At 43.5% G+C, this 22354-nt stretch carries 18 protein-coding genes; 3 read left to right on the plus strand and 15 right to left on the minus strand.

Annotated elements, in window-relative coordinates:
* Positions 1–122 precede the first annotated feature (122 nt).
* Entirely contained in the window at positions 123–1451 is a 1329-nt protein-coding gene (locus tag ABS301_RS09885; RefSeq protein WP_349672071.1) for an enolase C-terminal domain-like protein, read from the minus strand.
* 170 nt (positions 1452–1621) lie between these two features.
* Positions 1622–3529, minus strand: a complete 1908-nt coding sequence (locus ABS301_RS09890) for a sigma-54-dependent Fis family transcriptional regulator (protein ID WP_349672072.1) — start codon at positions 3527–3529, stop codon at positions 1622–1624.
* Between the two features lie 147 nt (positions 3530–3676).
* Here ABS301_RS09890 and ABS301_RS09895 point away from each other — a divergent pair, with 147 nt between their 5' ends.
* On the plus strand, positions 3677–4597 hold the full coding sequence (locus ABS301_RS09895) for a LysR family transcriptional regulator (protein WP_349672073.1): 921 nt from the start codon (positions 3677–3679) through the stop codon (positions 4595–4597).
* Between the two features lie 9 nt (positions 4598–4606).
* On the opposite strand, the gene ABS301_RS09900 is transcribed toward ABS301_RS09895, so the two are convergent.
* Both ABS301_RS09900 and ABS301_RS09905 read right to left on the minus strand, forming a co-directional pair.
* Entirely contained in the window at positions 4607–5497 is an 891-nt protein-coding gene (locus ABS301_RS09900; RefSeq protein WP_349672074.1) for a LysR family transcriptional regulator, read from the minus strand.
* Entirely contained in the window at positions 5494–6477 is a 984-nt protein-coding gene (locus tag ABS301_RS09905; protein ID WP_349672075.1) for a LysR family transcriptional regulator, read from the minus strand. Before ABS301_RS09905 ends, ABS301_RS09900 begins: the two co-directional genes overlap by 4 nt.
* 199 nt (positions 6478–6676) lie before the next feature.
* Between ABS301_RS09905 and ABS301_RS09910 the strand changes: the two genes are divergently transcribed.
* Positions 6677–7960 carry an SLC13 family permease gene (locus ABS301_RS09910; RefSeq protein WP_349672076.1) on the plus strand — a complete coding sequence of 428 codons (1284 nt, stop codon included), beginning with the start codon at positions 6677–6679 and terminating at the stop codon, positions 7958–7960.
* Between the two features lie 112 nt (positions 7961–8072).
* Positions 8073–8900 (plus strand): alpha/beta hydrolase fold domain-containing protein, encoded by an 828-nt coding sequence (locus tag ABS301_RS09915; protein ID WP_349672077.1) that lies wholly within the window; start codon positions 8073–8075, stop codon positions 8898–8900.
* Positions 8901–8954: 54 nt separating this feature from the next.
* Here the strand turns inward: ABS301_RS09915 and ABS301_RS09920 are convergent, their stop codons facing one another.
* The 11 genes from ABS301_RS09920 to ABS301_RS09970 all read right to left on the minus strand — a co-directional run bounded on the left by ABS301_RS09920 (position 8955) and on the right by ABS301_RS09970 (position 22353).
* Positions 8955–9818 carry an aldo/keto reductase gene (locus tag ABS301_RS09920; protein ID WP_349672078.1) on the minus strand — a complete coding sequence of 288 codons (864 nt, stop codon included), beginning with the start codon at positions 9816–9818 and terminating at the stop codon, positions 8955–8957.
* 48 nt (positions 9819–9866) lie between these two features.
* Complete coding sequence (locus ABS301_RS09925; RefSeq protein ID WP_349672079.1) at positions 9867–10844, minus strand: AEC family transporter; 978 nt, start codon at positions 10842–10844, stop codon at positions 9867–9869.
* Between the two features lie 13 nt (positions 10845–10857).
* Positions 10858–12000: a glycerate kinase family protein gene (locus ABS301_RS09930; protein WP_349672080.1), complete on the minus strand. Its 1143-nt coding sequence runs from the start codon at positions 11998–12000 to the stop codon at positions 10858–10860.
* Positions 12001–12084: 84 nt separating this feature from the next.
* Positions 12085–12984: a dihydrodipicolinate synthase family protein gene (locus ABS301_RS09935; RefSeq protein ID WP_349672081.1), complete on the minus strand. Its 900-nt coding sequence runs from the start codon at positions 12982–12984 to the stop codon at positions 12085–12087.
* A 23-nt stretch (positions 12985–13007) separates the two neighbouring features.
* Positions 13008–13898, minus strand: coding sequence for a 2-hydroxy-3-oxopropionate reductase (garR, locus tag ABS301_RS09940; RefSeq protein ID WP_349672082.1), 891 nt, complete (start codon positions 13896–13898; stop codon positions 13008–13010).
* Between the two features lie 200 nt (positions 13899–14098).
* Positions 14099–15979 (minus strand): PrpR N-terminal domain-containing protein, encoded by a 1881-nt coding sequence (locus tag ABS301_RS09945; RefSeq protein WP_349672083.1) that lies wholly within the window; start codon positions 15977–15979, stop codon positions 14099–14101.
* 150 nt (positions 15980–16129) lie between these two features.
* Positions 16130–17410 (minus strand): SLC13 family permease, encoded by a 1281-nt coding sequence (locus ABS301_RS09950; protein WP_349672084.1) that lies wholly within the window; start codon positions 17408–17410, stop codon positions 16130–16132.
* A 28-nt stretch (positions 17411–17438) separates the two neighbouring features.
* The gene (locus tag ABS301_RS09955; RefSeq protein ID WP_349672085.1) at positions 17439–18275 is read right to left on the minus strand and encodes an MBL fold metallo-hydrolase; all 837 of its coding nucleotides are present in this window, start codon (positions 18273–18275) and stop codon (positions 17439–17441) included.
* A 263-nt stretch (positions 18276–18538) separates the two neighbouring features.
* Complete coding sequence (locus ABS301_RS09960) at positions 18539–20578, minus strand: beta-galactosidase (protein ID WP_349672086.1); 2040 nt, start codon at positions 20576–20578, stop codon at positions 18539–18541.
* A gap of 82 nt (positions 20579–20660) precedes the next feature.
* Positions 20661–21467: a carbohydrate ABC transporter permease gene (locus ABS301_RS09965; protein ID WP_349672087.1), complete on the minus strand. Its 807-nt coding sequence runs from the start codon at positions 21465–21467 to the stop codon at positions 20661–20663.
* On the minus strand, positions 21460–22353 hold the full coding sequence (locus ABS301_RS09970) for a carbohydrate ABC transporter permease (RefSeq protein ID WP_349672088.1): 894 nt from the start codon (positions 22351–22353) through the stop codon (positions 21460–21462). Before ABS301_RS09970 ends, ABS301_RS09965 begins: the two co-directional genes overlap by 8 nt.
* Position 22354: the final 1 nt, after the last annotated feature.

Raw genomic sequence — 22354 nt, forward strand, 5'->3', positions numbered from 1 at the left:
GTCATATTGCATATTTTTAATTCATTCATTCTTACATTCACATGCATTATACCAACAGAAATCCCATAAATCCAATAATTAATACCGATTGCAGCAATAAGAAATGTTAATAATCCGTTAAATTAACGAACAAGGCAAGGTTTTTTTGGATTAAATTCCCAGCCTGGAATTAAATACTGCATACCCATGGCATCATCTCTTCCGCCCAGGCAGTGATCCAGATACATCTGGTGAGCCTTCTTAATCTGCTCCATATCAGCTTCAATCCCAAGCCCCGGCTTCTTCGGAACCTGAATACAGCCATTTTCGATTTTAAGAGGCTCTTTTGTGAGACGTTCTAAGCCTTCCTGCCAGATCCAGTGGGTATCAAGTGCGTTGTACTCTCCTGGAACTGCGGCTCCTACCTGGGTAAACATGGCAAGGGAAATGTCAAAATGGTTATTGGAATGAGAACCCCATGTATAGCCAAAATCATGACACATCTGTGCAACACGGACAGAACCGTTCATTGTCCAGAAATGGGGATCAGCCAGTATAATGTCAACGGCCTGGGATTCCAGGGAATGACCTACCTCTCTCCAATCGGTTGCAATCATATTGGTAGCCGTGGGGAAGCCGGTACGGCGGCGGAATTCACTGACAATCTCTCTTCCGGAATAAACACCTTCTGCTCCGCAGGGGTCTTCGCAGTACGTTAAAATTCCCTGCATTCCTTTGACATACTCCACAGCCTCTTCAAGAAGCCAGCCGCCGTTGGGATCTAAATCAATCCGTGCATCAGGAAATGCTTTCTTTAATTCCCGGATTACATCCATCTCTTCATTCCCAGGAAGCACGCCGCCTTTCAGCTTAAAGTCCTGGAATCCGTATTTTTCTCTTGTAGCTTTTGCAAATGCCACGATCTGTTGGGCAGTAAGAGCCTCCTCGTGACGGATCCGGTACCACTCACAGTCTGCATCTGGTTCGGAATCGTAGGGAAGATCTGTTTTATTTCTGTCTCCCACAAAGAACAAATAACCCAGCATACGGACACTGTCTCTCTGTTTTCCTTCGCCTAACAGTTCACATACGGGAACCCCTAAGTATTTACCCAGAAGATCCAGACAGGGGGCTTCAATGGCAGTCACCACATGGACTCCTGTACGTAAATCGAAGGTCTGGTTTCCTCTGACATCTGCTTCTCCTTTGGAATCCAGATATTCCTTCACTTTTAAAAGGGTGCTTTTGTATTCACTGATTCTGGTACCTGTTACAAGGGGAACGCATTCTAAGAGTGCATCGGTAATCTTCTTTCCTCCCGGTACTTCCCCTACTCCCGTCTCGCCGTTATCCGCATGCAAAATCACTATATTTCTAGTGAAAAAAGGGGCATGAGCTCCGCTTAAATTTAATTCCATGCAATCTTTTCCCGCTACTGGATACACTTCCATTTTAGTAATCACTGGTGTCATATTTTATCTCCTTTACCAAAAGCCATTATAAGCTTACATAATCTGATTATAACTTTCTTTTGTTTCTCATTCTATTGACAGACACAACAAGCATTTTGTCTTTTTTTGTCATCTTTCTTATTCTTTCAAATAATGAAATGGGGATTGCAATTATTTGCAATCCCCTGCTTTCATACGTCATAGCTGTTCCCAATCCCGTAACGTTTCATCTTCCTCCACAAAGTGGTGGTACTGATGTTCATTGTTTTTGCCACCTCAGTTCTTCTTCCGTTAAAACGTTCCATCAGCATCTCAATACGGAGTGCTTCCGGATTCTGGCTTTTTACGATCTGACCGCTCCCATTATCTTCTCTGATAATTGGAAATAGCTCCTGTAACAGATTCTGCACCATCCCCTCTTCCACTTTTCTTCTATGAGCAGTGAGAACCAGCCTCTCGCAGAAGCTCTCCAGCTGCAACAAATTTCCTTCCCAGAAATACTCTTCCATGACCCCCAGGGCAGCCTCACTGATTTCCACATATCTGGAATAGGCAGTATTGTATTTTTCAAGAAATATGCCGGTGAAACGGCGGATTTCTTCCGGTTCCTTCCTGATCGGGGGAAGAGAAATCTCTAAAGCAGACAGAAAGAAATATAAATCCTCCCGGAATTTACCCTGTTTTACAAGTACTGCCAGTTGTTTTCCGGCGCATGCAATAAGTCGTACTGGCAGAACACGCTTTACCATCGAATCACGGTCCCAGAAAAGCCTGTCGCGAATGGCTTTAAAAAGCAGGTACTGACACTCCAGAGACAACCGGTCCACCTCTTCTAAAAATACGGTTCCAAAAGCCGCGGCTTCCAGAGCACTGACCGGCTTTTTCCTGTTTTCCTCTCCAAAGCCGAACAGAACCTGTTTCTGTTCCTCCGGCGAAAGTGTGCTGCAGTTGATATGAATAAACGGTCCCCCTTTTTGAGGGCTGTTATTATGAATTGCTTCGGCAAAGATTTCTTTTTCCGTGCCGGTCTCTCCGTATATAAAAACCGGGTTTTTAGAAATTCCATAGGCTCTTGCCAGCTTAATGCACCGTTTTATCTCCACGGACTCTCTGAGAATATGATGATAATTATGAACTGCAAGATGACTGCCTGCCAGCTTAGCCCCTGATTCTGACCCTTCCTCCCGCACTGCCATACGAACCTTGTGGCAGGTCAATATGGCTCCGCTGTAATGTCCGTCGTACTGAATGGGGGCCCCGATTACCATCAGCAGCTGGTTTTTTATGGAAAAAGAGGTGGAATAAAGTTCTTCCCTTCCGCTTAAGATCCCATTGATACTTTCTGTATCAATTCCATCAAATACTTTGTCAATGGGAAAACCGATCACCTCGCTGGTTGGCTTCCCCAACAGCTGCTCAATCACCCGGTTTACTGCCACAATTTCCTGATAAGCATTTATCTTAATGATTCCGCTAAAGGACGTATCAAGAAGTGTATCGATCTGCGCCTTATTGTGTTTTTCCTGCTCCGCCAGTTCAAGCATGTGAACAGCCAGATGAAGTGCTTTCTTAATAGACTCTTCTCCCGTTTCCATAAACAAACTGGGAAAACCGATTTCAAATGCTATCTGATTGGTTTTTACTCCGCCTATAATTAAGTCCACACCGTCAATAATAGCCTGACTGACCAGGTTTCTCGTGTCTTCCAGTTCATTCAGGTTATAAACATGCAGATTAATACCAAACAGCTCGTCCAGTTCATCCAGACTTTCAAACATGTTATCAAATGCCACAATTCCAATGGAGGGATGATCCTTTTTCAGCATATTTTTTGCTTTTAAGATCATAAAACCAATTTCACGTACCGTTATGGGCATTTCCACAACCGGAATATTTAAACTTTCTTTAATCAACGTAGCCTGCAGTCCTCTGGCTATGATAACCCGGGCACCTGCCTCAACAGCCTCTTTCGCTTCCACAACTGCATTTGAATTATCCACTACCTTTAAAAGCTGAACCTCAGTTTTTTCTTTTTCCAGCACGTTCTGGGCATATTTTAAAATGGTCTGCCTTGGTAGAAGAATCGCTATCTGCTCCATATGTGTCCTCATTTCGTAAAATTCCAATGTTGCATATTTTAATATTGATAAATCCTATCATTTTTATTATAATTGCATCATAAAATTATTTCAATTTATTGTTTCGTAACTTTTACTAATTTTTTCTAATAGATTCAGGAGGGTATCATGGACTTACGCCAGATTGATAACATCATTGCCATTGAACAGGAAAAAAGTATATCAAAAGCAGCACAAAAATTATTCCTCACCCAGTCAGCCCTAAATCAGCAGCTACTCCGTCTTGAAAAGGAGCTTGGCACCCAGCTGTTTGAGCGGAAAAGCCACTCCATGGTCCCAACTGTTGCAGGACGAATCTATTTAAACACAGCCCGCCAGATGGTAGACTTAAAGCAGGAGACTTATAAAATCATCCATGATATCTCAGGCGAGCGGCGGGGGGAGATCTCCCTGGCCTATTCACCGGAACAGGGATCTCTTATGTTTTCCAATGTCTATCCCATCTTTCATGCTGCCTATCCGGAAATCACCTTCCGGATCGCAGAAGCACGGGTAAAAAAGATGGAACAGCTTCTTCTGCAAAAAGAGGTGACACTTGCATGCCTGGCATATTTCGGAAACCGCAAAAATCCTGTCATTGAATATAACGAGATGGAGGAAGAATTTATTGTGCTTGGGCTGCCCATCAGCCATCCTCTTGCCTGTCTTGCGGGAGAACGAAGTTATGATACCTTGCCGTCTGTTGACTTAACCCTTTTAAAAGAAGACAGCTTTGCATTAATTGCCCGCGACTCCAGAATGAGAGATCTGGTAGATGAGTTGTTTGAGCGGGCAGGCTTCATTCCCAATATCCTGTTTGAATCTGCCTCTACCCAGACAGTTTTCAACATGGTAAAGCAGCAGATCTGCCCCGCATTCTTCCCCCAGTCTTATGTGGACCCGGATGCCCCCATCGCCTACTTTACAGTACCTCCAAGGGATACCTGGATGCGTACCATTGCATATCTAAAAGGCAGTTATTTAACAAAACCGGAAAAATATTTCATGTCACTTGCAATTAATTATGTAAAAGGAACATTGGTTATTTAAGTTCTGCCTCTATGTATGATCATAAGCTTTTAAAAGCAGTTTGATAAGATCTTTCACAGGCTTTGATAGAATACTGCTTTTACGGTAAGCAATTACCAGATAAAAGGCTGCCGGATGAGTTAAGGGCAGGCAGACATAATTGCCTTCTCCCTTTCTCATGGACTCCGGTAAAAAGGCAATCCCCTTCCGGCAGCCCACCATATGTCTGGTTACTGTCAGGTCATTGGATTCGCAAAGGATGGACGGAGTAAACTGCCAGCTGGAAAATATCTCATTTTCGCAGGTGCGGAAGGTGCTTTTAGCCGGATTTAAAATAAATGAATCGTCGGAAAAGAAGGAAAAGTCTATTCCATTTTTATTAATCTGATTCAGGCAATGGTGATTGTCCGGCACTGCCAGTACCAGATTTTCTCTCCGCAGGGGTATGTATTCCAGCATACTATGAGAAAGCTCCCTCGTCACCATGACTGCTAAATCTGCCATACCGTTAATCACATAATCCTTAGCAATATATCCGTCTGCATCTATGGTATCTATAACGATATTCTCATGCAATTCAGCCAGTGAAGGAAGCACCTCCTTTGAAACTGCAGGAAGCAGATCATTGCGGTAAATGACTGTAAGTTTCTTTTTTCCCCAACAATTTAAATTTTCAATCTCTTTTAATGCGCTGCTGTAGAGACTGAGAATGTATTGTGCTCCATTTACATAGATTCTCCCTGCATCTGTAAGGAGATAATCGTTTTTATCTTTATAAAACAGCTTTGTCTGAAGCTCTTCTTCCAGCTTTTTTAACTGCTGGCTGATTGCTGGCTGGGTAACAAACAGCTTTTCTGCCGCTTTTGACAGATTCTTTTCCTCTGCAATTGCAATCACATATTCTAACTGCTGAGTATTCACGGGTTCTCCCTCTCATTCTCAAATTCATGGCAGATTCCTCTTATATACCCACTATAAGCAGGAGTATATGTTGGATTATTCATATCCTGTTTCAAGACCAGATAAATAAAATACCGTTCCGCTTCTGACAAAGCCTTCCCCTTTTTAACAATTGCTCCAAGGCCCAGATAATATCTGGGTGAAAGAGAAAAATAAACGATCTTATGATCTGACGGTGCCATGGAAGACCGGGGAATCAGCCCCACTCCTGCTCCCTGACGTATCATATTGCTTAATACCAGGTTATTATTGGTTTCAAAAACAACCGTAGGTTTCATTTTAGCAGTAAGAAAGATGCTGTCAGATATAGCCCTGATGGAAGTTCCCTGGCACATAAGGACAAAAGGTGAATCGGAAAACTGGCCGATTTCAATTTGAGTCAGTCTGTTGCCACATTTGCCTGCCAGACTGGCCAATTTATGAAAAGACGGTGCACTTAAAATGACCTCTTCCTTATACATCATAACAAAATCCACATCTTCTTCCTCGCTGTCATAACAAGAACCTAATGCAATATCCACATCTCCCGCTATCACATGCTTTCTCAAATCTTTCATATAACATTCTTTTATTTCTATTTTCACATTAGGAAACCTTTTATTGAACTGAGTAAATATTTGTGCTACCAGAACTGCTCCTCTAAGGGGTGTGGCACCTATGACAATTGTTTCATTTAATTCATGAGTCAGAGTACGAATCGCCAGGTACGTCTGGTCCTTTGCCTCAAGGATCTGGTTGGCAGTGTCTATATAGATCTTTCCTGCCGGTGTGGGAATCAGCCACTTTTTATCCCTGATAAACAGATCTGTTCCAAGGCTTCTCTCCAGTCTTGATAAATAAACACTTAACGTAGGCTGGGAGATTCCCAGTTTTCGTCCTGCTGCTGAAATGCTTTTTTCTTTCGCTAATGTCGTTATGTAAAGCAGGCTTTTTGTATTCATCCTAATCAGCTCCTTAAAACTTCTATAGCTTTTTCTTATAACTTTTATAGATATTACTGAATTGAACCTTATTAAATATTACTATATAATCCGATCTGTAGCCAACTTACAAAAGATAATATGCACAATCCAGGCGCCCATCTTCATGAAGGATACGGTACATTATACTTTTGCACAAAAGTATTGGAGGATTTTAGTAATGACGTATGAAATGATAGTCGTATTGTTAATTCTGGTATTTATGGTTGTTATGCTGCTGTCTCATGCAATTCCCTATGGCGTAACAGGAATGATCTGCTGCGTGGTTCTTGTACTGACAGGGGTCAGCGATATCCCCACTGCATTTTCCGGTTTTTCCAACAGCACTACCATTATGGTGGCAAATATGCTGGTAGTTGCCAGCGCCCTTGGAAAGACCAGCCTGATTCACAGACTGCGCCAGGCAATGAACCGTCTGCAGGGCAAAAGCGGGATTGTCCTGGTTCTGGCAATGCTTCTTATTACCATTGGCTTATCCCAGTTAATGGGACAGATGGCCTGCCTTTCCATGATGCTTCTGTTTGTTCAGACCCTTGATGATGAAAGTGACATCTCTCCAGCCCGTATGCTTTTTATTGTCGCTTGCGTAAATACGATCTGGACCGCAAAAATCCCCATTGGTATGGGTGCAACCATGCCCGGAACCATTAACTCTTTTTATCAGGGTATGGTAGAAGCAAAAGACTTACTTGGCATCACTGATTATCTGAAAGCAGGATTTTTCCCCGCTGTGGCAGGCACCATTTATTGTCTTTTTATGTATAAAATAATTCCCAACAGTAAAATTGACAGTTCTCAGGTCAGGGAAGTAAAAGAAACGGATGCTATTTCTAAAAAACACGAAGCAATTATCTTCCTGGTATTCTCCGGCGTCATCATGGGATTTATGTTTGGCAACCAGTTAGGCAGCAATATAAGCAATATTTTACCGGCAGTTGGTGTGCTGATCTTAATTGTCACCGGAGTTCTTTCTGTAAAAGAAACTGTTACAACTCTTACCGGTGACATGATATGGATGATCGCAGGTATGTCAGTCATTTCTTCAGTACTGGGAAAAACCGGTGTCGGAGAACTGATTGGACAGACTGTACTCAGCCTTCTTGGCGAAAACCCCAGCGGTATATACGTTACAATTGTTTTCTGTGTAGTCACAACCATTATGACAAACTTTCTTTCCAATCTTGGAACCATGGCTCTCATGTGCCCCATTGCAGCGGCTACCGCGTTAGCAGGAGGAATGAATGTAAAAGCAATTGTACTGGTTACGGCTGTATCCTGCTGGTTTGCAGTCGCTATGCCCACCGGCTGTTCTGCTGCCATGATGGCTTTCGGAATAGGAAATTTCAATGCATTTAAGCTGATGAAGTTCACGCTTCCCCTTGTACTTATTTTAATGGCAGCATTAATTATAGGCGTCAATCTGTTTTTCCCAATCTTTGTCTAGAAAGGAATCATATCAAATGAAAAAAGGTATTAACCCTGGAAATCAACGAAAATCATTAACTTTGATAGATAACATCGTTTATTCACACCAGAAAGACTTACAAGGGAACTCAATGGATCTTAAAATGTCCATCCTGCTTCAAAACGGCAACAGTGAGATGAAACTTGCAGCCGGTGAAGATGACCCAGAGGAGAACCATGATCCAAAACCAGCCCTTCTGTGGATACCCGGAGGGGGCTGGAGAGGGGTGGATAAAAACCTGATGCTTGGTGAGATGAGTCAGTTTGCCGATGCCGGCTACGTAGTGGCATCCATGTATTACCGAAGCAGTGATGAGGCACATTTTCCAGCGCAGATAATGGATGTAAAAACTGCGATCCGTTTTCTTCGGGCAAATGCCCCAAAATACGAAATTGATCCTGATCGGATCGGCGTACTCGGACGATCCGCAGGCGGACACCTTGCAGCTTTTGCAGCAATGAACACGGATACGTTTGAAAGTGAAGAATGGTCCGGCTGGTCATCAAAAGCAAACGCCTGCTGTAATATGTTTGGTCCTACCGACGTAGAGGCACTTATGAATGAAGAAGAAAAAAGGTTTCATGATCCCAACAGCCGCTGGCACCGGATTGAGGATACCCATGGCGGAAAACTCATAGGCGGAGATCCTTCTACCATAATGGAACGTGCCAAATCGGCAAGTCCGGTTAATTATGTAAATCCGGACATGTGCCCGATGCTGATACTTCACGGCGACAATGATCCACTGGTTCCCCTGGAATTAAGCAGCGACATTCTATACAGAAGAATTAAAGAAGCCGGTCTGGAAGAGAAGGCTGATTACTATATTCTGAAAGGAGCCGGACACGGTTCCAGAGAATTCTTTCAGGACGAGGTCAAACAGCTTATGATCTCATTCTTCGATCAGTATTTAAAATAACATGACAAAGATATGCTCCTTCTGAAACAGATAAAAAGAAGGAGCATATTTTTATTAAACAATATCCAGAAATGTCTTTCTTACCGGCCCGGGAAATGCCTGGTTTATTTCCATAAGCTCGTCCGCCGACAGCACTATTTCCCACGCCTTTGCATTGTCCAGTGCGTGATCCTTATTTCCTGTGCGGGGAATGGCCACCACATTGTTATTTCGTATCACGAAAGCCAGAAGAACATTGGAAACCGTACAATGATGGGCATCTGCAATGCGAACCAGCACGGGGTTCTCATAGAGACCCTGTTTTAGATCACCCGCCTGTGCCAGAGGACAGTATGCCATGACAGGGACTTTGTGTTCTTCCATCCACGGGATTAAATCGTACTCAATTCCTCTGGAAGCCACATGATAGAGAACCTGATTGATCTGGCAGTTACTTCCTCCTTTCACACTCCATAGTTCCTTCATATCGGCAGTATCAAAATTTGATACTCCCCAACGCCGTATTTTCCCATCTTTTTTCAGCTGCTCCATACATTCCACCGTCTCACTCAGAGGAATACTCCCCCTCCAGTGTAAAAGATACAAATCCAGATAGTCCGTATTCAGCCGCTCCAGAGTTTTATTACAGCTTTTAAATATATTCTTTCTTCCTGCATTATGGGGATATACTTTAGATACCAGAAACAGGCTGCTGCGGTCAAAACCCTGTATGGCCTCCGAAAGAAGTTCCTCTGCCTTTCCATCTCCATACATCTCAGCCGTATCTAAAAGGGTCATCCCGGCTGAAATTCCAGCCTTTAAACTATCCAGTTCTTCTGTCCGTCTGTTTTTTTGTTCTCCAAGAAACCAGGTTCCCTGGCCCAGAGAAGGTACAATTGTTCCATCGGGAAGTAATACACACTGACTCTTATTTTCCATTTTCTCCTCCTGTTCTTCTTCTCCCTCCAGGACGGTTTGTAATTAATTTTATGAAAATCCCATGGACCAGAGAGGAATTGTAAGCATGGATAAAAGTGTGGAAATCACCACACATTTCGTTGCAAATACATAATCGCAGTCATATTTTGCTGCAAGGATAGCCGATGTACTTCCAGCCGGCATCCCGGTCATCAGTACACAGATTGCCGTAAGATAGGTCTCCATCTTAAATATTCTGCACAATGCCAGGGTTAAGAAAGGCAGAACAATTAATCGCATAAGGGATATAAAAAGAGCATCCCGGTGAAAGAGACTTTTTAAGCTCACTTCTGAAAGCATCATACCGATTAAAAGCATAGTCAAAGCTGTTGTACAGCTACCTGCCGAACGGACTGCCCTGTCAATTGCCAGTCCCATTATGTCCAGTATCGTTTGGACAGCAAAAGGCAGATGAGCCATGAAACCTGCATGAAAGGCCTCCATGGGTGCCTGAAACAATAGCAGAAACAGGCCGATATAAACGGCTACAATACAGGGATGAACTGCTATTTTTTTCACAACTGACTTAAAATCAGGACTTTCCGTAAAGCATGCGATTCCGGCTGACCACATCATAATCCGCATGGGAATAATGAATATAGAAGCATACATCATCCCTTCCGCACCATAAATTCCTTCTGCAATGGGCAGACCTAAAAACCCGGAGTTTGAGACTATGGTTGCGTACTGAAGAACCCGCTTTACTGCATGGGGCCTTTTATTATACAATACCCGGCTTAAAACATAACTCACGATCTGTACAAGAACGGACAGGAAAAGGACTGCCCCGAACCGGAGCAGTATTTTACTGTCAAATTTCATACGGAAAGAATTGATGATATTGCAGGGCAGAAAAAAATACAGCACGGCGTCAGTCAGCACCGTCTTACCTGATTCCTTTAAAATACCTTTTCTCTTTAATATGGCACCTGCCCCAGCCAGCAAAAACATCATGCACTGAAGAGACCATAATCCGGTTATATCCATTTTCTCCCCTTTTTTATCCGTTCAGACTCATTCCGGCTCTCAGCATACGAAAGGTGCGCTGTGCTGCTCCCCGATATAGTTCTACCGACCGTTCCATTGCTTCCTCTATGGGCATTGCTCCCTGAATGGTTGTGGCAATACTTTCAATTCCGTATTCATAGATTTTTTCAGCCCCATCACCCATGCCGCCTACGATAGCAACCGCTGGAATTCCTTTTTCCTTACACCGCATGCCGATTCCGCTTGGAACCTTTCCAAAAGCAGACTGCCAGTCCATTCTGCCTTCCCCGGTGACGACTAAATCGACCTCTTTAAGCAGGGCATCAAACTGAATCAGATCAAGAACCGTTTCAATTCCTGACTTCATATTGGCATTTAAAAATACGTTTAAAGCAGCTCCAAGTCCTCCTGCTGCTCCTGTGCCCTTTATCTGGTCTACGTCAATACCTGTTAACTCCAAAAGCTTTTCAGCATAGGATTTCATATCCTTTTCCAACTGCTCCAGTATTTCCGGCGTCCCTCCTTTTTGTTTCCCAAAGGTATAGGTTGCACCGTTTTGTCCAGTCAGCGGATTGGTTACGTCACACATGACAGTAAACTCAGTCTCTTTTACCGCCGGATGAAGTCCGCTTACATCAATGCGGTCCACTTCTCCTAAGTCTTTTCCATAACCAGTCAGCTGGTTTCCTGCTTTATCAAGGAATTTTACCCCAAGAGCAGTCATGGCTCCCATTCCGCCGTCATTGGTTGCGCTTCCGCCGATTGCAATGGCGATTTTTCGATAACCTTCATCCAAAGCAGCTTTAATCAGTTCCCCTGTCCCATAGGTTGTGGTATGGAGAGGATTTCTCTTTTCTGCCGGAACCATGGGAAGACCGGAAGCTTTTGCCATCTCAATAACCGCATGGCTGCCATCGAACACTCCGTAATCTGCAGTTGTCTCTTCCATCAGCGGGCCGTGTACCAAAACCCTGCGGATCTGTCCATTCATGGCATCAATTACCGCCTCTATGGTTCCTTCCCCTCCGTCTGCCACAGATACTCCGCTGCACTCACAATCCGGAAAAATACGTTTTGCTTCTTCTGTCAGGATTCCTACTATCTCTACCGATGATAACGATCCTTTAAATGAATCAGATGCAAATAAAAATTTCATCGCCTGCCCCTTTCCTCTTACGCCTGAAATGGAAAACAGGCCGGCAGCCTATCAACAGCCACCAGCCTGCCCTCTTTCTTATTATTATATCAATCCAGCTGTTTCCATCTCTTTTCTGATCTGGCCAAGAACAGGACCTTCCGGAGTGGCAACATTGGGTTTATAAGGAAGTCCAACGTTTCTTCCTCTTAAATTGGCCATATCCTTTGCAGCTACCGGGAAGCTTGCCGGATCCATGGAAAGGCGGACCGGATTTAATTTAAACTGAGCTTCCAGAGATCCTTGTAAGTCACCTGCTACAAACTTATTGTAAACATCAGTAATCAGCTCCGGCATAAAGTTGGCAGCTGTACAGACTCCGCCTACTGCGCCGTGGCACATGGATGCGTATAACAGCGTATCCTTTCCGCCGAATACTTTAAAGTCTGTTCCCCGGGTTCTGCGAATGAACTCTGCGGTCTGGGTGATATCACCGCTGGTATCCTTCATTCCCACAATGTTATCGAATTCCTTTGCCAGACGTTCAACCAGACCCGCAGACATGGTATATCCCACACGTCCTGGATTGTTGTATAGCAGCATTGGAGTTTCTGGTACAGATTCTGCTATTGTTTTAAAATGGTTATAAAGTTCTGTTTCTGTTGGCTTTAAAAACATAGGCTGTAGAACAGATATGCCTGCCGCTCCGTTCTCTACTGCCATTTTAGCCAGACGGCAGCATTTTTTCGTGCTGATAGCGCCGATCCCAAAGTAAACCGGAACTCTTCCAGCTGCCTGATCTACCATAATCTTTAATCCGCGCTCCATCTCTTCCTCTTCCACTGCATAAAACTCGCCGTTGCTGCCAAATGCAAGAATTCCAAGAACGCCGCCGTTAATTACATAATCAACCTGATCTCTTAATTTTGCTTCATCGATCAGTTCATTTTCATCTATTGGCGTAAGGATTGGCACGATAACGCCTTTAATAAAATCTGTATTCATTATTATTGTCCTCTCCGCCCGGCTTATTTTAGTGGTTCTACCGTGGTATTAGCTATTTTCTCGTAATACTTCACGATGCTGGAATGATCCTCTTTATCAAAACCGTCTGCTTTCAGTCCCTGCATAATCTCCATTAACTGACCTGTTAAAGGAACGGGAGAACTTACATTATGAGCTGCATTCAGTGCATTATTTAAATCCTTGATGTGAAGTTCAATGCGGAAACCCGGCTTAAAGTTTCGATTCAGTATCATAGGCGCTTTTGCATCCATAACGGTAGAACCAGCGAGGCCGCCGCGGATTGCCTGATATACAAGCTCCGGATCTGTTCCTGCTTTTTTTGCAAAGGTAAGTGCTTCTGATACAGCTGCAATATTTACAGCAACAACAATCTGGTTTGCCAGCTTAGCCACATTTCCTGCGCCAAGTTCGCCTACATAAACAACGGAGCCAGCCATAACCATAAGCATATCGTAATACTTGTCAAACAAATCTTTCTTACCGCCTACCATTACAGATAAGGTTCCGTCAACTGCCTTTGGCTCTCCGCCAGATACGGGAGCATCAAGCATATCAATCCCAAGCTTTTCAAGCTCTGCACCGATGGCTCTGCTCTCAGTTGGATCAATGGAGCTCATATCAATGATTACAGTTCCTGGCTTTGCACCTTCTGCAACGCCGTTCCCGCCTAATACTGCGGCTCTTACATGAGGAGAGTTTGGCACCATGGTGATCACAACGTCACACTGGGAAGCTAATTCTTTTCCAGTTTCAGCAGAAGCGGCTCCGTTTGAAACCAGATCTGCAACCGCATCTTTATTAAAATCAAATACAACTAATTCATGACCTGCTTTTAACAGGTTTTTTGCCATAGGTCTTCCCATGATTCCCAAACCGATAAATCCAATTTTCATATGCTTATCCTCACTTTTTCATTCTGTTTTCTGTGACCGATGGGTTCTTCCCATCTCTGTTGTGATTATAGATAATTAATAGTGGTTTCGCTATGGGCGGAATCAACGAATGAGCAGGATACATTTATACAAACTCTCTATAATTTCATCTTCGTATCATTTTAGTATCATTTTTATTTCATTATATTTTCATTTTGATTTCATTCCAAATGGTATTTTTTCATTTTTCTCCATAATGTAGCCTTACTGATCCCCAGTTCTCTTGCAGTCTTTTCCCGGTTTCCACCCTGCATGAAAAGAGTTTCTTTTATTTTTACCGCTTCCATGGGGAATGGAATTTCTTCCTTTCCTGAGGAGATAGGTTCAGATTCCTCCTCTTTTTCACCCGGATACAGTCTGGCAAGAAGATTATCCACCGCAGCTTCGTCAAGACTCCTTTTTTCTGCTGTCAGTATCAGGCGTTCGCAGAAATTCTCTACCTGAATTAAATTGCCTTTCCAAGGGTAATGAAGCAATACCCCATAGGCTCCATTGGTCAGCACATGAAATCTGGAATAATGTTCACAACAGTCTCTGATTGTTACCCGGATCTTGAACTCTAAATCTTCTTTCCGGTCTTTTAAGGGTGGAATGGTAACTGACAGCCCCTCAAGAAGATAGCAGAGTTCTTTGCGAAACCCTCCCTCTTTTAAAAGTCCGGCTAAAGAAACCATGGAAGTTACCATCACCCGCACCTCTGCTCCGGGATACCGCTGCCCTTCTCTCCCCATCCTGTGCTTATGCCGGATGAGCTGGTAGAGTCTGTACTGGTTTGCCTTCGTTAAAGCATGGACATCTTCAATGAGGAGAGATCCGCCTTTTGCCTGGGCAACTGCACCCTTATCTCCAAATAACAGATCATACTGCGCCTCTTCCTCCAGCCCGTCACAGGAAACATTAATAAAAGGGCCATCTTTATGAAGTCCTGCATTATGGATGCATTGTGCCAGAAGCTGCTTCTCCGTTCCCGGTTCTCCTGTAATAAATACCGCCTTTTCTGAGAGGGTATACAGCTTTGCAAGGCGTACACAGTCCTGCATACTCTTTGATTCCTGCAAAAGATCTCCAAATTCACCCAGTGCCCCGGCTCCCCGTGACGAACTTATTCCTTTTAACTCCTGCCCCTTATTCTGTTTTCGTTTCATGCGGTGACAGGTAAGTATGGCTCCCTCCACCTTTTTCTCAATCACCACAGGCGCCACAATGGCAAATACAGAGGTTCGGTTGATCTCCATAAACAGAGAATAAGATTCTTTTCCGTATTCCAGCACCTGATGGAAGGACTCTCCCAAAAGCTCAGGGAATATCTCTCCTGCCGCCTTTAAAAGAATTTCCTCCTTTTTCTTTTCCAGAATATCTTCCATGGTTGCGTTAATATCCACGATATTTCCAAAAGCGTCGAGCCTTGCCACACCGTTAAAGGAATAATCCAGAAGCGTCTCGATCTGGGCAGCGTTGCGTTTTTCCACGCCCATGGCGTAATCAACGCTTTCCGCCATAGACAGGGCGTTCCTCATGGAATCCTCCGTATTGGATAAAAACAGGGAAGCCAGACCTGCCTCTCCTGCAATTCCCACTGCAGTATCCCCTCCGATGATCAAATCCATCCCGTCACGGACTGCCTGTCTCGCCATATCCTCCAGAAGATCTCCTTTTTCCGCAAAATATGTCCGCATTTCAATTCCATAAATGATATCAAAATAAGACATGTCACAAAACATGTTTTTAAATCCCACCACTCCAAGTACCGGACTGTCTTTTTTCAGAATCTGTTTTGCCCTGCTGACCAGCAGCGCCATCTCCTGGGCAGTTATAACGATTTCCACTACAGGAATGTCGGTGTACTGCTTGATGAGAGATGCCTGGAGACCTCTTGCAATAATAATAGATGCACCGTTTGCTATGGACTGGCGGGCTTCTGAAACCGTATCCTCTGTTTTAATTACCCTCATTTCCCCAATCTCATAGTTTTTCTCCTGAAGAATGTTATGTGCCTGATAAATCATCTCTTCTCTCGAAACAAGCAACGCAATCTTTCCCATATGGACCCCTTCCTTCTGTTTATCCTGTCTGGTTCATTTTACTATAAGAAAAAGACGGTGTCCAGCATGTAAAAAGTGCGGCCCCATGATCGGAGCCGCACCTTTTAAACTATTTTATTCTTAGGAAGATATCAATATTTTATGCTCCGCCTATCCGTAAATAGGATACATGATATTAGCTGCAACAGCGGAGGATATAATACCAAGTATGATATAAGGAATCGTAAACTTCATTACTTTAATCGGATTATAGCCGCCTGCCGCAAAGCATACCGCTGCTTCTCCTGATCCGGAAGGGAATCCTACTGCCAGCATGTTTGCTATACCAATAGTAAGAATCATTCCTCTTGGATCCCAGCCGCCTGCAAGAGCTACGGAAGCTGCAATCGGAATTAAGACAGTTTCTGTTGCCATATTTGACATGAATGTAGTCATAACCACTGTTGCAGTAGCAAACAGAAGCATAACAAAAATCGAGCTTGGATTAGAACCCAAAATCGCCAGAATCAGTTTTCCAATCAGGTTACCTGCGCCGGATTTGCCCAGCGCATCTGCAACGACAAGTACACCCGCTATCATCCAGACCATATCTGACGTCATATCTTTTACTGCATCTTCTGTTTTAATTATTTTCGCATAGATTAAAGCCAGAACACCAAGGCCAGGTGCCAAATACAACAGATTACCGGTCCACTGATTTAACAGCATCAAAAGCATGACAATTATGAAAACAATATACACGGTCACTTCCTGAGAATGAGACAGCATTTCATGTTTCTTTGCCTCTTTTAAGGCAGACTGATTAATGTTTTCACTTTTGGGCATCAAACGCCATCCAAAGAGGCAGTAAATAGTAAGGACCGCCATAGGAATCAAAGAATAAATAAATGGATCCAGCATCTTAAGGGCGTACTGAGGATCGGGAATAATCCCTTCATACATTCCGTTAATTGTTGCAAAAGTAGCTGCTCCCATACCAATTGGGAAACGGAACTTCCATGCGCATAAAATACCAAGCAGAGGAAGCAGCAGACGGTTTGCCGTAATATCTCCGGAATCATCCAGCGTTGATAAGAATACCACTAAAATAGTGATAGAGGCTGTATTAGGGATGAACTGTGCAAATACCGCGCCGATCAGAAAGAAAAATCCGACCAAAAGCATTCCCCTTTTTCCTTTCATTGCATTTAAGGTTTTGCTGAGTTTTGCTATCATGCTGGTTCTTGGAAGAACTGCACTCAACGCCAGCATAGGCGCAATCAAAACCACAATCTTATTTCCAAAGCCGCTGAAAGCAGTTGGAAGATCAACAACTCCTGTCACTGCCAGAATTGCGCAGCAGGTCATGGTTGTTACTCCAAAAGGAACCTTATGAAGGACGAATGATATCATCATAAATAAAGTCACACCCAAAACAATGTACATTTCCATACGTTTTCTCCTGTCTGTTCTAAATCAATTATTTCATCAGTGCCTTAACCTGCCGTACCCTTTCATGGATAAACTCGGCCCAGATGGTATCATCAAGGTATGGCTGGCTTTCGTCAGTGTATTGTCCTGCACGATCAATAATTTCAATCTGGTTCGGATGACTTGGCAGTGCAATATTCACATGGATCTCTTTCAGCTTTTCCTCATCTGAAAAGAAACGCTCTCTAAGATCCGGAGTTAAATATTTACTTATCTTATAATAATCATCATTCATGGTATTGGCCCCCACTCCACCATGCATGGCAACCTGATAGGTTTCTCCATTGACCGGATTACGTTCTTCCCAGAAAAAACTGGTACATCCAATGGTATGACCAGGTGTGAGCATCGTCCGTATGGATACATTGCCAAGAACGATTGGCTGGTCATCATCATAAAAACAATCTGCCTCAAACATCTGAGGATGGGAATCTGGATCCAGCACCATGGTCTCCTCGGGACAGGCTTTATAGAATTCGTAATCCTCTCTGGAAATATAAAGCTCTGCCTTTGTGAGCGCTTTCATCGCTGCTGCAGCGCCGCAATGGTCAAAATGAGCATGACTGATCAGTATCTTTTTAATATCCTCAGGCTTATAACCCAGGCGATAGATGGAATCCACAAGCATATACATGCTTTCCGGTATTGCAGTGTCAATCAGAATCAGTCCCTCACCCGTATCAATAAGGTAACATCCAACCCAGCTCTGACCTGCTGCGAAATAGGTCTGGGGTGATACCTGAAACGGTTTTACTTCCAATTTCCATGGCTCATATGCCAGATCCTTAACAGGATGAGGAATTGGTTTCGTACAGCGTAATGGCATAGTCGTCTCTCCTTTGTGTAAATTAAATAATTTTTTGGTTCAAAATTACCTTTTTTTGTTCTTGTTGATTATATGAGATAACTTTACCCAGTTCAACTTATTAGTTTTTATACAATAACTTAATATCTTTAAGTTCCGATTGGTCATTTTTGAAACATTTTCATTATTTTTGTGAAAAGAGCATAAAAAAAAGATGTCTTATCCGGCATATAGCTGCCAAAACTTAGACATCTTTTTTTTCTTTTAATTGCTCATGAAACCTGTTATCGGACATCCTTCCTTACAATCACCGTTTCATAACCATTTATTTTACCATCTTCAAATATTTTCCCAGCCAAAATCGTGCCTTCTTTTATACAGGATATCGTCTTTTCTCCCAGCTTTACCGCCTTTTTGCTGTAGTTCTGAATGAACAGGTATTCATATCCTTCTGATTCCCTGGAAGAAACCTCAAGTTCCTCCGGTAACCGCCCCTCAAGAAGGGGCTTTATCCCAGCTTCTATGGTCAGATTATGAAAGAAATCATCATAGAAATCCTGACCTGCGTCTGCACATACATAATAAGCCGTTCCTTTTCCATAAGAATTTTTTGTAAGTGCCGGATATCCCTTATAAAAATCCGTTTCATAAACAAGAAGGGGAGCAGCTCCGGAAAGACTGACCAGCTCGCAGAGATTTCTGCATTCAAACCGTTTTTCCTCACCAATTCCAGGCAGCGAAACCATATAGTTACAGTCTCCGTCATAGAGTCCGTCAATCTCTGTACTGCGAAGCCCCAGCACATCCATCAGCCCATGGGGAGCACCGCCCAGAAAGCACTTGTCCTCTTCATCCACAATTCCTGACCAGTAGGTAACCATCAGCTGGCCTCCGTTTTGAACAAATCTTTTTAATTTTTCATGGATATGACTTCTGTATAAGTAGATCATGGGAGCTGCTACCAGCTGGTAACCACTTAGATCACTGTCCATGGTAACTACATCCACATTCAATCCCAGTTTTTTAATGGCACTGTAGATTTTTACACAGGTTTCATGATAAAACAGCCCATTATTTCTTGGTCCCTGGGCATCTTCCATTGCCCACCTGTTTTCTACATCATAGATCACGGCTGCTTTTGACTTCACACCGGTACCAGCCAATTCCTCCAGGCAGGAAAGTTCCTTTCCAATCTGGCTGATCTCTCCAAACACCCGTGTGTCCGATCCCCCATAATGATCAATCACAGCCCCGTGAAATTTCTCTGAACAGCCCCTGCTCTGCCGTATCTGGAAATACAGAACGCTGTCCGAACCATGAGCCACTGCCTGCCAGGAAGACAGTGAAAGAATACCAGGCTTCTTCAGCTTGCTCACCCCCTGCCAGTTGGTGCTGCTGGGACAGGATTCCATCAGGAGAAACGGTTTCCGCTTTAAACTTCTCATAAAGTCATGCTGCATCCCATTGTCTCTTGCTGTCAGAAATTCTTTTTCTTTGTGCCATAACGGATAGGAATCCCATGATATCACATCCACTGTCTGGGCCAGTCTCTGGTAGTTAAGCCCCTTGAAATCATACATCAGATTTGTGGTAGTCGGCTGCAGGGCTCCTGCCTCCTTCAGAGAATTCACTTCCCACAAGGCAAAGTCAGCCGTCTGATCGGTTACAAATCGTTTCCAGTCCAGATTCAGACCATGAACCATGGTCTCACCAATGGAGGAGGGGCTTTCAATCTGGTCAAAAGACTGGTAGATATGGCTCCAGAATGCCGTGCACCATCTGCGGTTTAAATCTTCTATGGAATCATATTTCTTTTTCAGCCAGAGACGAAAGGCCTTCTGACATAAGGAGCAGTGACACTCCCCCCCGTACTCATTGGAAATATGCCACATAAGCACGCCAGGGTGAGAAGCAAATTCCTCCCCTAATTTTTTATTGATCTTCTTTACTTTCTCCCTGTATACCGGAGAAGTAAAGCAATGATTATGCCTTCCTGAAAACAGCTGCCGGCGCCCCGTATCATCCACCCGAAGCACCTCCGGATATTTATCAGACAACCACTTTGGACGGGCTCCGGAAGGAGTCCCCATAATGGTATAAATTCCATTCTGATAAAGTTCATCTACCCGTTCCTTCAGCCAGCCAAGGTCGTATCTCCCCTCTTCCGGTTCCAGAAACGACCAGGCGAACATTCCCATGGTTACTGTATTGATTCCTGCTTTTTTCATATAATCCATATCCTGCTTCAGTATGTCCGGATGATTGAGCCACTGCTCCGGATAATAATCTCCTCCATACCAGATACCAGCATGTTTCATATCCATCTGTTCCTTTCTTAAAAACAGGCGCAGCCACCGAATTTCCGTATCAGGATTCCGGTCACTTCGCCTGTATGTTTTTTATTACTTATTTTACAGCTCCCGTAATACCTTCCGCAAAGCTCTTTTGCAGGAGGAAGAAAACGATCACGGTAGGAATGGTACACAACAATACAGCCAGCATTAAGGTTCCATAATCGGTCACATAACCCGATTTTAAGTTAGCCACCATCATGGGCATGGTGATGCTGTTTGCATCAGACATGATTACCTTGGGCCATAAGTAACTATTCCATGCATTCATAAAAGTAATCGTCATGGCTGCTGCATATGTGGATCGCATGGTGGGTATGAACATCCGGCAGAAAATCTGGAATTCATTTAAACCATCAAGCCTTGCTGCCTCCATAATATCCACCGGAAAAGATCTTGCACTCTGGCGGAACATCATGATTAAAAATGGGGTGGAAATACTGGGAAGGATAAATCCAAGTGTGCTGTTTAACAGATTCGCCTTAGAAAACATCTGATACAGCGGTATCATAATAGCAGCAAACGGAACCATCATAGCCAGTAATATAATGTTCATCACCCGGTCTTTTGCTTTGTCATGAAAAATTTCAAAACCATATCCTGCAATGGAGCAGATAAACAACGAAATCAGTGTCATGACAATGGAATATTTAAACGAATTCCCAAGGGCTCCATAAACATTCTGAGAAGCAAACAGCTTTTTCGTATTGTTTAATAATTCTGTCCCAAATACCAGGGTTCCCCTTGATACAGCCACGCTTTTGTTGGTAGCCGCCACCATCATCCAGTACAGAGGAAAAACAGAAAGCAGAGAGACAACCGTTAAAAAAGCATATGCCAGAAATTTCTTTCCTTTAGTCACGCTTATCACCTACTTTCATCTGCAAAAATGCCAGAACTGCTACCAGGAACAGAATTAAGTAAGACATTGCTGCTGCATACCCAAAATTAGGCACATATTTAAAAGATACATTGTAAATATAATGTGACATGGTAATTGTGGCATTGGAAGGACCGCCGTAAGTTAAGTTTACAGATTCATCAAACAGCTGAAGTGTACCATTGGTTGACATAATTGCAGTCAGCAAAATCGTCGGCTTTAAAAGCGGTACCGTGATTCCCCAGAAAGACTGAATGGGCGAAGCTCCGTCAATCTTTGCTGATTCATAAATAGAATACTCAATATTTTGCAGACCGGACAGGTAAAAGACCATGTTATAGCCGGTCCATCTCCAGATCAGTGCCAGAATAATCACGATTCTGGCACTGTTTGGATGTCCGAGAAAATTGTATCCTGTGGACAAAAATCCAAGTTTCATGAGGATCGTATTAACCAGCCCATCCACCGCAAACAGAGAACGGAAGATTACCGCATAGGATACCAGGGAGGTAGCACAGGGCAGGAAAATTGCCGTACGGAACAATCCCTTAAACCGCAGATCTTTATTATTGAGCAAAGAGGCCAGGATCAGGGCCAGAATCAGCATAATCGGAACCTGGATGATCAGATAAATAAAATTGTTTTTTAACGCCTGCATGAAGACAGGATCCTGAAACATTCTCACGTAATTGGTTACGCCGGTCCAGCTTAAATTGGCACCCTTCCCTGATTGAAAGGAAAGGAACAATGCCTGAATCATGGGCAGGAAGCTCATGACAGCGATAAATAAAACCGCCGGAGTTAAAAATGCCCAGCCTGCCAGGCTCTGCTTCTGGCCTAATGACAACTTTTTCTTTGAATTGTCCACT

The sequence above is a fragment of the Lacrimispora sp. genome (assembly GCF_031982545.1).
Taxonomy (GTDB): Bacteria; Bacillota; Clostridia; order Lachnospirales; family Lachnospiraceae; genus Lacrimispora.